Origin of the sequence: Pseudoalteromonas sp. T1lg122 (genome assembly GCF_002964825.1) — a bacterium.
Lineage (GTDB): Bacteria > Pseudomonadota > Gammaproteobacteria > Enterobacterales > Alteromonadaceae > Pseudoalteromonas > Pseudoalteromonas gelatinilytica.
On the sequence record NZ_PQCG01000001.1, the window covers coordinates 308804 to 324642 of the forward strand.

Here is a 15839-nt window from a genome sequence, read left to right on the forward strand (position 1 = left end):
AACTTAAAGGCGTTTATTTATCGTCTGGCTAGTATACAATAATCCTCGCAGTATAAATAAGGGCACAATAATAAGGTTACATCAATGAAATTAAAATTAAGTCTTTTAGCATTATTATGCTCAGCAGGCTCAGTAATGGCTGAATCAGCACCAAAAAACATCATTTATATGATTGGTGATGGTATGGGCCCAGCGTACACAACTGCATATCGTTACTTTAAAGATGATCCAAATACTAAAGTTGTTGACCCAACTGTTTTCGATACGATTTTACGTGGTATGGCTCATACCTACCCAGACGATCATACCTATGTAACAGACAGCGCTGCTGGTGCAACAGCACTGAGCAGTGGTCATAAAAGTTATAATGGTGCAATTGCTGTTGATACTGATAAAAAACCAGTAAAAACCATGCTTGAAGTTGCCAAAGAGCGCGGTATGACAACAGCACTCGTAGCTACTTCGCAAATTAACCACGCTACACCAGCAAGCTTTGCTTCACATAACGAATCACGCCGTAACTACGACGAGATTGCTAACGACTATATCGATAACAAAATCGCGGGTAAATTACCGGTTGATTTAATGTTAGGTGGCGGCACGAAATATTACGTTCGTGAAGACCGTAACCTAGTGGAAGAGTTTAAAGCAGCAGGTTATCAGTACAGCGATGACTTTGCAGCAATGAGTGACTTAAAACAGGTTCCAGCACTTGGTTTATTCGCTGAAGTAGGTTTACCGTTTGCGCTTGACGAAAATCCAACGCGCCTTACGCAAATGACAACTAAAGCGCTTGATTTACTTGATGGTCAAAACGACAAAGGTTTCTTTGTGATGATCGAAGGCAGCCAAATTGACTGGTGTGGTCATGCAAACGACATCGCATGTGCTATGGGCGAAATGGACGACTTTGCTAAATCGATTGAACAAGCAAAAGCGTATGTTGATAAAAACCCTGATACTCTGCTTGTTATCACTGCCGACCACTCAACAGGTGGCTTAACACTTGGTGCTCATGGTCAATATAAGTGGGAAACTGACGTAATTAAAGGTGTTAAAGCAACAGCTGGCACTATCACAAAAGATCTACTTGAAAGCGATGACTTAAAAGCAGTATGGCAAAAGTATTCTGATATCGAATTCACTGATGCTAACAGCATTAAGCTAAGCGAAGCTAAGAAAATGGGCGAGAAAGCACTGCTACTTGCTGTAAAAGATATCATCAATCATGCCAGCTTCACGGGTTGGACTACTGGCGGCCACACCGCTATTGATGTGCAAGTGTTTGCCTATGGTAAACGTGCAGAAGATTTCTACGGTTCGCAAAACAATACCGCGATTGCCGACAAGCTGATTGATTTTATTAAGCAGTAATTTATATACCTTAGTAATCCAATCCAATCATAAAAAAAGCCTAAACATTTTGTTTAGGCTTTTTTGTGAATTCAGTATTAGCAATTAGCTAAGCATATACATCAACGCCAATAAGGCTTTGCACTTCGGCGCGACGCTCTAAGTTAGCAAATTCCGTATAGGTTGAAATAGCGCGACTGGTTTTTGGGTTGCTTGGTTTGTCATAAATTGTTTGCTGATAGCTTTGCGACTCAGCTTTAAACTCATCAGCAATAGCAACAGCTTGAGGGCTTGATTTAACATACTCTGTTGACGATTTTTGCTCAGCCGTTTGGTCTGATATCGCTTTAGGCTTATCAGTAACGGTATTTTTACGGCTATATTGACCGGGAATGTCACCAGTATAAAAGCCTGAGCCAATAGGTAAAGTCAAACTCGTAATTCCACATCAAACATGACTAAATTATGTGCCATAACTGACGGGCACGCAAGTCCCGTTACTCTCTCAGTTAATATCTCTGTTACTCTCGGCCTGGTAGCTTTTTCCAAGTCACTGTATCACGAACATATTTAGGCTGTGCATTGGCTGCAGTCACTGTATCACCGTAAGCAAAAGCCGTTGCAACCGAGGCAAGCATATACTTCGCATCAGGCAATAAAATGTTTTTATTTAGACTTACATTTGCAAGTTCTGAAACAAGCGAAGGATAGGTCTGCCAGCCAGTACCCACCGCAGTTGCCGCTATTTCAGGTAGCGTAAGCAACTCAGGTTTAATAACTTGCTCTTCATCAACAAGTAGCATTAAGCCATTATCATCAGCTTTATAGTGAGCGTAATAAATCTCGCCCATACGTGCATCAATCGCAGAAAACACATCGCTGGCTTGGTCTTGCTCAGACGCTTGTTGCGCCATCATCTGCAATGTTGATACGCCAACCAAAGGTAAACGTGCGGCATACGCTAAACCTTGAGCAATCGCAACACTAATACGCACGCCCGTAAAGCTACCCGGTCCTTGACCAAAGCCAATCACATCTAAATCGGTTAGTTTACATTGCGCCTTTGCGAGTAACTCATCAATTAAAGGCAAAATCTTTTGGCTGTGCTGCTGTGGGCACTCTTCAAAATGATGAAATGTTTGCCCTTGATAATGTAGCACCAGCGATAACGCTTCAGTTGATGCATCTAAGGCAAGAATATTGTGTTTAATCATCTAAGTTACTCTAATTGATATGTTCTAAAAACGCGTTTGCCATTGCTAAGTCGCGCGTGCGGCGCATGGGTGGCAAACTTTTTAAAAATACTTGGCCGTAATGGCGTGTTACTAAGCGGTTATCACAAATAACCAACACACCTTTATCTTTACTATCGCGAATAAGTCGCCCTACCCCTTGCTTTAATGCAATGACCGCTTGAGGTAATTGAATATGCGCAAATGGGTCTTTACCTTGCAGCTGGCAATCTTGCATTTTTGCTTGCAATAATGGGTCATCTGGTGCGGCAAACGGCAATTTGTCAATGATAACACAACTTAATGTACTGCCTCTAACATCTACGCCTTCCCAAAATGAGGCTGTGCCGAGTAAAACGGCATTTCCATGACGGGTAAACTTCTCAAGGATAATGCGTTTAGACATTTGCCCTTGCATATAAACCGGATAATCCATTTGCGTGGTTAAACCTTCCGCCACTAAGTGCATCATACGATAGCTAGTAAACAGCACAAAGCAGCGACCTTTAGCTGATTTAATTAACTCAAGGGTCAGCTTGATAATTGCATGGGGCATATTATTCGCATGAGACTCAGGTAAGTAGCGCGGCAAACAAAGTAGTGCTTGTTGTTGATAATCAAATGGACTTTCAACAATCATGCTTTGCGTTGGTTTTAAGCCAAGGCTAGCGTTAAAATGCGCTAAGTCGTTATCGACTGATAAAGTCGCCGATGTAAACACAAAACCTGCTCCTGTGTCTTTCATCATCTGAGCGAATTTAGCCGATACATTAAGCGGTGTAATATTCACAGTTAGGTATCGGCGAGTGGTTTCGTACCAATAACTATAGCCCGTTTGTGCGGTATCAAATACCCGCTCTAACTGACCTTTAAAGGCCAGTGTACGCTCAAATGGATGCTCTATTTTTTCGCTACGGTCTAAGCATAACTTTAATACTTGGTATAAAAAGTCGAGGTCGCTAATGACCCGGTGCAGTGCTGCACAAATATCTTTATCAGCCAGCTTTTCACGCCAATCACCTCGGCTACCATCAACCCCAAACTGTAAGCGTAAATCTGCTACGCTGGTTTCTAACTTGTTGAGGGTTTTACCTAATTGCAGCATATCCGGGATATCTGCACGGTATATTGCTCGTAAGTCATTAATTAAATCCACCAGCTTTTTAGTGCTAACACTTTCACCAAAATAGTCACTGGCAATTTCACTAAGCTGATGCGCCTCATCAAAAATATAGGCATCTGCCGTAGGCATTAATTCCGCGAAGCCTGTGTCTTTCACGGCCATATCGGCAAAAAATAAATGATGGTTGATCACCACCACGTCAGCTTCCATGGCATTTAAGCGCGCTTTACGAATATAGCAATCTTGAAAATCGGGGCACTCTTTACCCAAACAGTTATCAGCAGTTGAGCTAACATAAGGCAGTACCTTGGCATCTTCTTCTATGCCGATACAATCTGCTAAATCGCCGGAACGGGTTTCACTTGCAAACTTTGCCACCATCGCGAGTTGATGCATTACATCAGGATCATCAGTTGGCACATGCGCAACATGCTGACTTAAACGATACGTACACAAATAATTCGCGCGGCCTTTTAAAAGGGCGACTTTTTTAGTGGCGCTCAGTGCTTTGACTAAATTGGGTAAATCACGGTGAAACAACTGCTCTTGTAGTGCTTTTGAACCCGTAGAGATGATGGTTTTGCCTTTTGATTTTAACGCAGGCGCTAAGTAAGCATAGGTTTTACCCGTGCCTGTGCCCGCCTCAACCACTAATTGGTGACGTTTTTTTAAGGCATCGTCAACTGCAACAGCCATGTCAATTTGTGGCTGCCGAGGAGTATATCCATCAAGAGAAATTGCAAGGGGGCCAGTGGCACTGAAAAGTTGTTTGATAAACTTCGCCAATAGATTAAAAGTGATGGGCAGATTTTACGTAACTGACTTGCCAAGGGCAAGACTAAATGAGGAAGCAAGGCTTCCTCATGGTTAAAAGTATGATTGCATTTAAATCATTGTCCTTGAATCGTTAATGTCACGCCCGATGCAGCTCGGTAACCCTGTAAATCTATGTACCAAGTTCCACTTTGTGGGTTCTCAAATTGACAACTTTCTTCGTTACCATTTTTGTAGGGCCGACATAGATAATTTGAACTTGTTGACGCTGAGCCATAGTTAACATACAAATCTGCATCGCCACTACCGCCAGTAATCGTCACCGTTAAATTACCAAGGCCTGCTGGTATTTGTTGAGTAAAGCGCTGCCAACTGCCGGTAGCAACACTCACGTTTGTCTCAGTTCGATCAACGTTGTCGCCGCCACCTGAGTTGCTATAACTTCCCGTGAGTGACACATTCGAAATCTCATTCCACGCTTCAACCATGACATGATACGTGCCAGTTTGAACTGACGACATCACACAGCTTTCATTACTTGTAGAGGTTGTGCTTTTACAATCAAAGTCCTGTAAGGTCGGCTTACTGCCAAATTTAACGTATAAATCGGCATCACCGGAGCCCCCCTCAGTTACAAACTCAAGGTTACTGCTCATTGCAGGTACTTCAAGCGTAAAGAATAGCTGCTCTTTTGCTGCGCCCGCCAAACCCGTTTTAGCTACGCCATTTTCAAGCTGATTAGTCGGCTCCGTTACTACATCACCGGCATTTTTTGCCATTTCAGCAACATAACTCACTGCTAGTTTTGCAAATTTACTCGCGTGAGCCGCATCAAATTGGGCATCATTTGATGTGTGGATCAAAGGGTTAATGTCACTCATTGTTGATTCAAATGGCATTGAGGCGGCAAACCCTTGTTGATACCAAGAGGCATGATCTGAGCAGCCATAACCACATTGATCAAAGCCATAGCTCACTGAGGGCTGGTAAGCATCGAGCAACTGAGATAAATACTGATTTTGCGACGAGTTTGTGTAATCGGTCATCATCACAATATCTGTGCTACTGCCGTTATTACCAGTCATATCAAACTGCACCATGCCTACAACATTCTTACCCAGTGTTTTATAACTTTGGGCAATATCTTTTGAGCCTCTAAGGCCTACTTCTTCAGCGGCAAAACCCATAATTTGTATGGTCCGCTGAGGTTGGTAGTTATTTTCCACTATTGCTTTTAGGGTTTGTGTGAGCACTGCAATACCCGAGGCATTATCATCTGCACCAGGAGCTCGACCATTGCTTGGATTAGACTGATTGATTGAGTCTAAATGACCACCAATAATGACGATTTCATCTGCTTTTTCTGCACCAGGAATGGTCACAATAACTGATGATTGAGAAAAGCTATGGTTAAAATACTCAACAGTTATATCACTGCGGCTACTGGCTATTTGTTGCCAATGGCCCTTTAACCAATCTGCTGCATCAACACCACTTTGCACTGCATAATATCGGTTATGAAAGTTCATCATGCTATTAACCGTATCACTCAGTTCACTACTATCAATCGATGATAGTAGCGCATTAACTGTCGCGGCATTATCAATACTGTAATTAACAAGGCTCGCATTCATTGTACCTTGCGAAACCGCATTTAATTGCTGAGTATAAAGCTCGGCATCTGCTAATGATTCATGGGCGACAAAACCACCGCAGCGATGATAGTTATCGTGCATAAACTCACTTAAACCAGCAATATCCTGCTTGTTAACGCGCATAAAATTAACTTGATTCAAAGCCGATTTTTGCATCGCAAAATTACTGCTTTGTTTACGTTTACTCACTGTATCTTGTTGAAAATGTTGTGCAGCAAGGGCATCAATGGTGACCCAAATTGTTTCGTCTTGCGCTGCATAACTTACTTGGCTCAGTGATAGCGTGGCAAAACCCACGAGGCACTGCGTTAGACGGGTTGTCATAATCAATCCTTTTATGATGTGTATTTTAATAAAATAAAAAAGGGAGCCGAAGCTCCCTAAAAGGGTGGCTAGTTAGCCGAAATGGTGAGAGTTACACCACTTGCAGCGCGATAGCCGCGAAGGTCGATATACCAAGTACCCGCTTGTGGGTTTGTAAATGTACAGGTTTCGCTATTGCCGTTTTTATAAGGACGGCAGTCATAGCTAGATGTTGTCGATTGCGAACCAAAGTTCACATACAAGTCAGCATCACCAGAGCCTCCAGAAATAGTCACATCCAGTGACGAGTAACCCGCATCGAGGTCTTGCGTGAAACGAGTCCAGCTATTTGTACCAACACTTAAGTTAGACTCAGTGCGGTTAATTGGTGTTACACCACCACCGCTGCCCGAATCAAAGCTACCTGTAAGTGATACACCTGAAATTTGATTCCACGCTTCTACCATTACATAGTAAGTACCCGCTTGCACATTACTAATAGCGCAGCTTTCTGTGCTAGTAGATGAAGTGCTTTTACAATCAAAGTTGCTCAGTGTTGGTTTTGCGCCATACATAACGTAAAGGTCTGCATCACCACTTCCACCAGTTGTATTGAATTGTAAATTCGTTGCACCTGCTGGCACTTCAAGAGTAAAGAACATTTGATCTTTCGCTGCACCACTGATCCCTGTGCGCGCAACGCCATTAGTTAGTTCTTCATCACCGCTTGGAGGTGGCTCAGTCGTGCCACAGCTACTACCCGCACTTAAGCTTGAAGTCACACCCACCGCCGCAAGTGCCGCTTGAACATCTGCTGGGTCATAGCTTAAATCACACGCCGCATCCATCACGCCATTACCTGCTAAATCCCAGTTTGTGCTGGCTGTCCAGTAAAGTTGGTTAGCACGCGCCATCACAACAAATGCCTTTTGCGTATCCCAACCTGGTGTGGTTGCAAGGTTATAAAATGCCTTGTTGAATACACCTGAGCTGTAGTGCACATCCATACCAGAGTAGTAATTGTTTTGATGGTCAATCGAGCTGCCATCTTGGGTTGGGTTATTCATGTAACGAAGTGCACCGTTACCTTTGAAGATTTCCTGACCCACTAACCAATCGTTTGAGCCTTTCATATAAAACTCAGCCGCTTCACCTGCCATATCAGAAAACGCTTCGTTCAAACCACCTGATTTACCAGAATAAACGAGGCCTGAGTTTTGCTCGGTAAAACCATGGCTTACTTCATGCGCCGATACATCAAGACTAACCAGTGGGTAGAAGGTATTTTGACCATCACCAAAGGTCATAGCACTACCATCCCAAAACGCATTTTCGTAATTACTGCCGTAATGAACGCGCATTTGCAATTGGAAAGTTAATGGCGCAGTACCAACCCAATCGTTATACATATTAAAAATTACGTTACCGAAATAATGCGCATCATTTAAAGGCGAGTACGCACCGTTAATTTCTTTAAAGGTATTTTCTGGGCATGTAAACGAATATGCTGTCGAACCACTTGTACCACCATTTAGGTTAATGGTTTTTACATTGGCGTTGTTCATCGTACAAGTGCTGCCCGACTGAGCAACATCTAGGCTGTCAAAATCAGTACCATAAATGTACTTACCCGTTTTTAAGTTACCACCTGGGCCTGTTGCACTGGCATGTTGTAAGTTATCGAAGCTAAATAAAACTTCACCGCTGTTAGCATCAATAATTTGATATGGACGAGATGGGTTGTCGCCATACGTCACATAAGATACTTCATACACGAGGTGTGCAACACTGTCTTCATCCAGCCAAATAGCTAAACGTGTTTTTTCATTATGCTTTTTTAACCCAACTGATTTAATTGCAGCTGGTGAGTTAGCAAGGCCTTTTGCCATTGCTTTTTTCTTGTTCAGTGCCGGAGACACTGAGTCGATGTCGGCGGCAATGTCATACACCGCTGCACCATGTGCGCGCTTTAATTGGCCATTACCATCAAATGTAAGGCTAACCGTATCGCCGATAACAGGTAGACCTTGATACATCTGCTGATAACGGCGCGTGGTGTTGCCGTTACTGGTTTTGATTTCTTTTAATACAACTAAATCATTCCCTGCACCTAAACCAACTAACTGATTTGGATTTGCACTCAATACTGATGATGCATTGGTTTGCAAAGCTTGGTTAATCCCTGTTTGTTCGTTTAGGTATTTCTTGTTCGCAGCTACTGCACTTGTTGCTTGAGTCAAAGCAAAAGCAGCAAGAGTTGCTAATGTGATTTTAGATAAATTCACGTTTACGCTCCGTTAGATTGTTATGTATTTAATATTTTCCTAGTAACCGGACTGCACTGTTCCCGATTAGTGACCAGCCTAGATTGAATGGAGCGAAATTGAAAATGAAACAAAAAATTTACATTTAAATTATTCAAAAAACCATACATATTATTAAAAAACAATAAGTTAAATATTGAATTGTGATTATTTTGTTAACCCAAGAACCTTGAAATGTAAAAATATAATTACAGATCATTAACAAATTGGATACATTCGTACCTGTTTTATTTTTAGCTACAACAAAATAGATCATCATTAAGTATTGAAAAAAGCAAAGCCAAGCATATAATAAGCAAACGTTACTATATGGTTTGTTTACTATGTCTAATTACAACTGCAGCTTTTTACTCGCGGATGTTACGCGATTAATGCGCCGAAACTTTATCCAGCAATTAGAAGGTTCATCAATAACCCTCGCACAAGCAAAAGCACTCAAGTACGTCGCCCGACAACAAGGTGTTAGACAAGTTGAATTAGCCGACAAACTCGAAGTACAACCTATGACTCTGGCAAGGCTAATAGACCAACTTGAGCAACAACAATTAGTTGAGCGTCGTCCTGATCCGAGTGACCGTCGTGCCTACCTTATTTATTTAACCGAGCACGCTGATGATCATCTAAAAGAAATTGAGCTAGCGGGTAATAAGGTCATCGAACATGCTCTTGGTGATTTGAGCCAACAGCAAGCTGACGAGTTTAAACACGCCCTACAAATTATCCGTAACACTTTGCTAAACAAAGAATAATGCAGGAGTAACTATGCAAGCGTCGAGCAAAAGCAATGGCTTAAAACGTGCCTTTCTGTTAGTTGGAATACCGGCAGTAATGGCTGTTATTGGTGGCTATCTATATTTAGCTGGAGGTCAAACCGTCGAAACTGATAATGCCTATGTAAAGGCTGATATAGTGCGTGTAAGCCCAGAAGTTTCGGGCGTGGTTGATCAAATTTTTGTCAAAGAAAACCAAGTTGTCGAACAAGGACAACTGTTATTTAGTTTAGATCAAACGCCTTATAAAATGGCTGTTGCACAAGCAGAAGCAAAAGTTGCGCAAGTAAAAACAACCCTTGCTGAGCTTAAAGCGAGTTACCATCAAAAAGAAGCGATTATAGCGTTAGCTAACAGCCACTTAAATTTCACTGAAAAAGAGCAAAAGCGTCAACAAGACCTACTGACAAAACATTATGTTTCAGCCTCTGAATACGATGAAGCAGATCAAAACCGTGATCTAGCCCGCTTAGGTGTCGTAGCACAACAAGCGGATCTTGAGCGTATCGCTCAATCATTAGGTGGCTCAGTCGATGCACCCGTTGAACAACACCCGGATTACAAAGCCGCGATTGCTCAACTCGATCAAGCTAAGTTAAACCTTAAGCGAACAAACATTTATGCACCATTGACGGGGATTGTTAGCGAGCCGCCTAAGCATGGCCAATACCTTGCGACCGGTAATGCAGCGATGACACAAGTGTCTCGTCAGCATCTTTGGCTAGAGGCTAACTTAACCGAGAAAGAGCTTACTTATGTTCGCCAAGGGCAAGCTGTTGATATTGAAATTGATACCTACCCAGATCTGCATTGGCATGGGGTTGTTGATAGCTTAAGTCCAGCCACCAGCGCAGAGTTTTCAATTTTACCGGCGCAAAATGGTACTGGTAACTGGGTAAAAGTGGCGCAACGTGTTCCTGTTCGCATTAGTATTGAGCAATCGGCTGATTTACCTGAGTTAAGAGCAGGTTTAAGTGCAATTCCACATATTGAAACAGGTCATAAACGCAGCCTTTTCGGTATTACGCTGTAGGCCTACCATGACGCAATCAACCACAGCAGATAGCAACGAGAACGCTGATGGCCACAAAGGACTGATTGCCATCTCAGTAATGCTTGCAACGATTATGCAAGCACTCGATACCACTATTGCCAACGTCGCCTTGCCCCATATGCAAGGTGCCATGGGGGCAAGCCAAGACCAAATTTCTTGGGTTTTAACGTCTTATATTGTTGCAGCCGCAATATGCATGCCCTTAACCGGTATTTTAACAGCTAAATTTGGCCGAAAACGCGTGTTTAGTTGGTCGGTAATTGGTTTTACCGTGGCCTCAATGCTTTGCGGCGCGGCGCAAAATCTTGACCAAATAATTTTATTTCGATTATTACAGGGTGTCTTTGGCGCCAGTTTAGTCCCGCTTTCTCAATCAGTGTTACTCGACACCTACCCTGTAGAAAAACATGGTTCAGCCATGGCAATGTGGGGCGTCGGTGTGATGCTCGGGCCAATTTTAGGCCCTTCATTAGGTGGCTGGTTGACTGAGTACTATAACTGGCGCTGGGTGTTTTATATCAATTTACCGTTTGGTATTTTGGCGTGGTTAGGTATCTCAAGTTTTGTTAAAGAAACTGCGATTGATAATTCAAGGCGCTTTGATTACCTGGGCTTTGCCTTTTTAGCTATCGCGATTGGTGCTTTACAAATGATGCTAGACCGAGGCCAATCAGAAGATTGGTTTGCGAGTTCAGAAATCGTCGTTGAAGCCATTTTAGCAATAGGTGCATTTTATTTGTTTGTTGCACATATTTTTACTAAATCACACCCGTTTATAGACCCCGCTATTTTTCAAGACCGTAATTTTACCATTGGTATTATCTTCATTTTTATCATCGGTATTATACTGCTTGCGACGATGGCGTTGCTCCCCCCATTTATGCAATCACTCATGGGATACCCAGTAATCGATGTTGGGCTACTGCTTGCTCCACGCGGTATGGGCACCATGGTTGCGATGATCATCGTAGGTAAGCTTTCGGGTAAAGTCGACATTCGTTACAAACTTTTACTCGGGCTTGGCTTAACCGTGTTTTCGCTATGGCAAATGACGTTATTTACCCGTGATAGTAGTTCATTCGATATTATTAGTACTGGGGTGATACAAGGCATGGGATTAGGCTTTTTATTTGTGCCTCTATCAACTATTAGCTTTGCGACATTAGAGCCAAAATACCGCAATGAAGGGACCGCTTTATTTAGTCTGATGCGTAACATTGGCAGTAGTATTGGTATTTCGATTGTGATGACTTACTTAGCGCAGCGAATGCAGATCAATCATGCATTTTTCAGCGAGTTTATAACGCCATTTAATCAATCTTTACAACAGGCTGCGAATGCTGGTCTGGTCAATACTGATTCTGCAAAAGGACTTAGCCAACTCAACGCCATGGTTAATCAAGAAGCAGCAACACTAGCCTACCTGCAAGACTTTAGATTAATGATGTGGATCACCTTAGCTGCCACGCCGTTAATCTTATTATTCAGCAGTAAAAAACCAAGTTTACAACCCGCATAGCCTTATATTTTCCCTAGGTACATAACTTGCAGCAAAGCTAAGTACCTAGGGTTTAAGGACTAAACATGATTACTGAACTGATACAAAGCGAGTGGCTAAATGAGCCTTGGTTAATCGTTATTGGCGGCACAATTTTAGCTGCCATAACTTTGTTTTTATTAAAGTTTGTAATCATCTACTGCCTAAAAAAGTGGACGCAACGTACTGACTTTGTGTTCGACTCGTTACTGGTTGACTCACTCTCTACACCATTAACCTTATGCACAATGATGGTGCTTGTGATCGTTTTTGGTCAGTTATTAAACACCACCGGCTTTATGGCCGAACACCCCTTACCTATTGCGGCCACCGCTAAAGCCATTTGTATTTTTGCCTTAGTGTTATTTTTAGACCATTTCTTATTTGGCACCGTTGATTATTACAGTGCCCGCTCAGTAGTGGTTTCGAATAGTCATAGCATCATTAAAGGCTTGATCCGCTGTGCAATTGTATGTGTTGGTTTATTGGTGTTATTAGGTACGTTAGGCATATCAATCACTCCGATTATTGCCTCTTTGGGCATTACCTCTCTTGCCGTCGCTTTGGCTTTACAACCGACACTCGAAAACTTCTTTTCTGGCGTTCAGTTGGTGATTGATAAACCTATTCGGGTCGGCGACTTTATAGAGCTTGAAAGTGGCGAGCAAGGGTTTGTTGAAAAAATTGGTTGGCGCTCAACCTGGGTAAAAATGTTGCCTAACAACATGATAGTCATCCCCAATAGTCAGCTGTCTAAATCACGCATCATTAACTACTTTTATCCCGAAAAAGAGCTCAGCGTTCCCGTTGAGGTGGGTGTTCATTATGGCTCAGACCTTGAAAAAGTTGAGCAAGTGACTTTGGATGTAGCAAGACAGATTTTAAAAAGCCATGAATGGGGCATCGACGATTACGAGACCTTTGTGGTCTTTCATACCTTTGATCAATCAAGTATCAACTTTACCGTCATGTTAAGAGTAAAAGAGTATTTTAATCGCTTTTGGGTGAAATCTGCGTTTATCAAAGCATTACATCAACGTTACGCAGAAGAAGGAATTGTGATCCCTTATCCAATTAGGGCAATTAATACCAGCCAAGAATCAGCTCAATTTAAACAGGCTGATTGACCTAACTGAGGTTATCACTATTGCGCTTTTATCAGGTTTATTTTGTCTCTTTTGAGACATTATTAACAGCGATTATACATATGCAATCAGCCCCTTGAATTTTTACTCTAAAATGTCATAAAAATCGCATAAACACTGTGACATACCTATATTAGAGGCGTACTATATGCGGCCAGAAAGTGACAGCTTTCTGCGTCTTGTTATACAAATATTTAAGGTCAAACAATGAATGCTTGGTACCTCATTTGTTTTCTTTCAGCATTAGCTATTTTTATTGCTTTTGCTAACCAATATATCCTCAAAATGCAAACCACGATTGCTATAACAACAGGCTCTGTTGTTATTTCTTTACTTCTTATACTTGCGGTTAAAATGCTCGGTGATAGCACGGCCCTCGAAATGACTCAAATTGTCTCAAGTATCAACTTTAATCAGTTGCTATTAAAAGGCATGCTCGGGTTTTTACTGTTCGCAGGTGCGCTGGAAATCAACTTAGCAGCCCTTCGTAAGCAACGCTGGGAAATTACCGCATTAGTGTTATTTTCAACCATAACCTCAACGGTCATTGTTGGTTACTTAAGCTATTATTTGTTTGCTTTTGTAGGCTGGCCTGTACCGTTTATTTACTGCTTGTTGTTTGGTGCTTTGATCAGCCCAACCGACCCGATTGCAGTGTTAGCCATTATTAAACAAATGCGAGCCCCAGAAGGTATTTCTGTGCAAGTTGAAGGTGAGTCTTTGTTTAATGATGGTATTGGTTTGGTGATTTTCACAACGATATTTTCAGTGGCCTTTTATGGCACCGAAGCCACCTTTACTGACGTTGCTGAATTGTTCTTAGTTGATGCAATTGGCGGTATCGTGTTTGGTCTCGTGATTGCGTTAGTCGGGCATTTTTTAATTATTAATAGCCGCGATGTGAACATTCGTTTGCTACTAACCTTGACCATTCCAACAGCCGGCTTTGCAGCAGCGAATATTTGGGAAATCTCAGGTGCGCTTGCTATGGTCACCAGTGGTATTTTACTTGGCAATATTACTCGTTCAAAAGCAACAGAGCGTACGGGGCCTGAAGATACTCGCTACGTGAAAGACTTTTGGCATGCCACCGATAGTTTTTTAAACGCCTTGCTGTTTTTGATTATCGGTATGCTCATCGTCACCATGCCTATTACTCTTGAAGAAATTGGCTTAGGTTTACTGATGGTACCTGTGGTGTTGCTAGCGCGATTCATAAGTGTAGGTGCGCCATTTGTATTCTTTAAAAAGTATCGCCAATACGATAAGCACTCAGTGAAAATACTCACTTGGGGTGGCTTGCGGGGTGGTTTAGCGCTGGCAATGGCAGCTGCCATCCCACGCGATCAAGTAATGATTGCAGGCTCTGATCTTCACAACCTAATTGTTATTGTCACCTACGTAGTAGTGATCTTCTCGATTATCGTACAAGGTTTAACAATTTCGCCGCTGATCCAAAGTAGTATTCAATCAGCAGAAGCGAAAAATTAAGCAGTACTTTTTACTTTAAAGGCTCGATTATCGAGCCTTTTTTTGTGCTTTATCGGCATACATTCGCGCGTCTGCAACAGCGAGTAACTTCGTCAGTGAACAAGGTTGCTGATCAGAAAAATCGGCAATACCATAAGAAAAGCCAAGTTCAACTTGGTTATTAAAGCTATTAGGTAAGTCACTGAATGACAACAATAAGCGTTGCATTATGGTGTCGCATTCGCTGGTATTTAAATCTGTAAATAAAATCACAAACTCATCACCGCTCAAACGTGCATATAAATCAGCCTTGCGACAACAGTTTTCTAGTAATCCTGCAAAATCTCTCAGTACTCTATCCCCGGCTGCATGACCAAATTTATCGTTAATTGCTTTAAAATTATCTAAATCAATAAACACTAATTTTGCTTTTAAATGCTGGCGAATACACAAATCAAGGTAATGCTCTGCGGTGCTAATAAAACCGCGACGATTAGGCAATAAAGTAAGCTCATCGGTAGTTGCTAACTGCACGATTGCAAACTCTCGTTCAACGATTGCAGCAAAGTCTATTAGCGCTTTAGTTTCTTGTTCGTTAAAACTACGCGGTTGATGGTCGATAAGGCACAAAGTGCCTATCCTATTTCCTGATTTAAGTGTAATTGGGCAGCCCGCATAAAAGCGAATATTTGGGTCACCCATTACCAGTGGGTTGTCTGCAAAGCGCTTGTCGTTTAAGGCATTTTCAACCACTAGCGGGTCTTTGTATAAAATAGCATGGGCGCAAAATGAAATGTCTCTTGCGGTCTCTGTTACATCAAGCCCCACACATGACTTAAACCACTGTCTATGCTCATCAATTAAGCTGACAACACAAATAGGTACAGAGAAAAATTGCTGGGCAAGGCGAGTGATTCGGTCAAAGGCGGGTTCACTTTGAGAGTCTAAAACATCTAATGAGCGAAGCTCTTCAAGCCTAGCTTGCTCATTTAATGGTACTGAGGGTCGTTCCATTGAATTGCCTTGTAAGTTACAACACAAGTGTTTCTTAACGTTAGCAGAAAAAACCGCACAGTTGCATAAAAACAAATTTTATATT

The 15839-nt window shown here is 42.1% G+C and carries 12 protein-coding genes; 6 read left to right on the top strand and 6 right to left on the bottom strand.

The window, feature by feature from the left end:
- Positions 1-84: 84 nt before the first annotated feature.
- Positions 85-1374 (top strand): alkaline phosphatase, encoded by a 1290-nt coding sequence (locus C2M33_RS01515; protein WP_063707462.1) that lies wholly within the window; start codon positions 85-87, stop codon positions 1372-1374.
- An 88-nt stretch (positions 1375-1462) separates the two neighbouring features.
- On the opposite strand, the gene C2M33_RS01520 is transcribed toward C2M33_RS01515, so the two are convergent.
- The 5 genes from C2M33_RS01520 to C2M33_RS01540 form a co-directional block, all read right to left on the bottom strand.
- Positions 1463-1786 carry a hypothetical protein gene (locus C2M33_RS01520; RefSeq protein ID WP_062565644.1) on the bottom strand — a complete coding sequence of 108 codons (324 nt, stop codon included), beginning with the start codon at positions 1784-1786 and terminating at the stop codon, positions 1463-1465.
- 88 nt (positions 1787-1874) lie between these two features.
- Complete coding sequence (gene tsaB / locus C2M33_RS01525) at positions 1875-2567, bottom strand: tRNA (adenosine(37)-N6)-threonylcarbamoyltransferase complex dimerization subunit type 1 TsaB (RefSeq protein WP_105173502.1); 693 nt, start codon at positions 2565-2567, stop codon at positions 1875-1877.
- 10 nt (positions 2568-2577) lie between these two features.
- Positions 2578-4494 carry an ATP-dependent DNA helicase gene (locus C2M33_RS01530; RefSeq protein ID WP_105173503.1) on the bottom strand — a complete coding sequence of 639 codons (1917 nt, stop codon included), beginning with the start codon at positions 4492-4494 and terminating at the stop codon, positions 2578-2580.
- A gap of 104 nt (positions 4495-4598) precedes the next feature.
- Positions 4599-6461, bottom strand: a complete 1863-nt coding sequence (locus tag C2M33_RS01535; protein WP_105173504.1) for a M28 family metallopeptidase — start codon at positions 6459-6461, stop codon at positions 4599-4601.
- A gap of 68 nt (positions 6462-6529) precedes the next feature.
- Positions 6530-8725: a M4 family metallopeptidase gene (locus C2M33_RS01540; protein WP_105173505.1), complete on the bottom strand. Its 2196-nt coding sequence runs from the start codon at positions 8723-8725 to the stop codon at positions 6530-6532.
- Positions 8726-9087: 362 nt separating this feature from the next.
- Here C2M33_RS01540 and C2M33_RS01545 point away from each other — a divergent pair, with 362 nt between their 5' ends.
- The 5 genes from C2M33_RS01545 to C2M33_RS01565 all read left to right on the top strand — a co-directional run bounded on the left by C2M33_RS01545 (position 9088) and on the right by C2M33_RS01565 (position 14761).
- On the top strand, positions 9088-9513 hold the full coding sequence (locus C2M33_RS01545) for a MarR family winged helix-turn-helix transcriptional regulator (protein WP_063707468.1): 426 nt from the start codon (positions 9088-9090) through the stop codon (positions 9511-9513).
- Between the two features lie 13 nt (positions 9514-9526).
- A complete protein-coding gene (locus C2M33_RS01550; protein WP_105173506.1) occupies positions 9527-10567 on the top strand; it encodes an HlyD family secretion protein in 1041 nt (346 codons plus the stop codon).
- 7 nt (positions 10568-10574) lie between these two features.
- Positions 10575-12107, top strand: coding sequence for a DHA2 family efflux MFS transporter permease subunit (locus C2M33_RS01555; protein ID WP_063707471.1), 1533 nt, complete (start codon positions 10575-10577; stop codon positions 12105-12107).
- A gap of 65 nt (positions 12108-12172) precedes the next feature.
- On the top strand, positions 12173-13252 hold the full coding sequence (locus C2M33_RS01560) for a mechanosensitive ion channel family protein (protein ID WP_105173507.1): 1080 nt from the start codon (positions 12173-12175) through the stop codon (positions 13250-13252).
- A gap of 225 nt (positions 13253-13477) precedes the next feature.
- Entirely contained in the window at positions 13478-14761 is a 1284-nt protein-coding gene (locus tag C2M33_RS01565) for a cation:proton antiporter (RefSeq protein WP_054563878.1), read from the top strand.
- Between the two features lie 27 nt (positions 14762-14788).
- Here the strand turns inward: C2M33_RS01565 and C2M33_RS01570 are convergent, their stop codons facing one another.
- Positions 14789-15754, bottom strand: a complete 966-nt coding sequence (locus C2M33_RS01570; protein WP_105173508.1) for a sensor domain-containing diguanylate cyclase — start codon at positions 15752-15754, stop codon at positions 14789-14791.
- Positions 15755-15839: the final 85 nt, after the last annotated feature.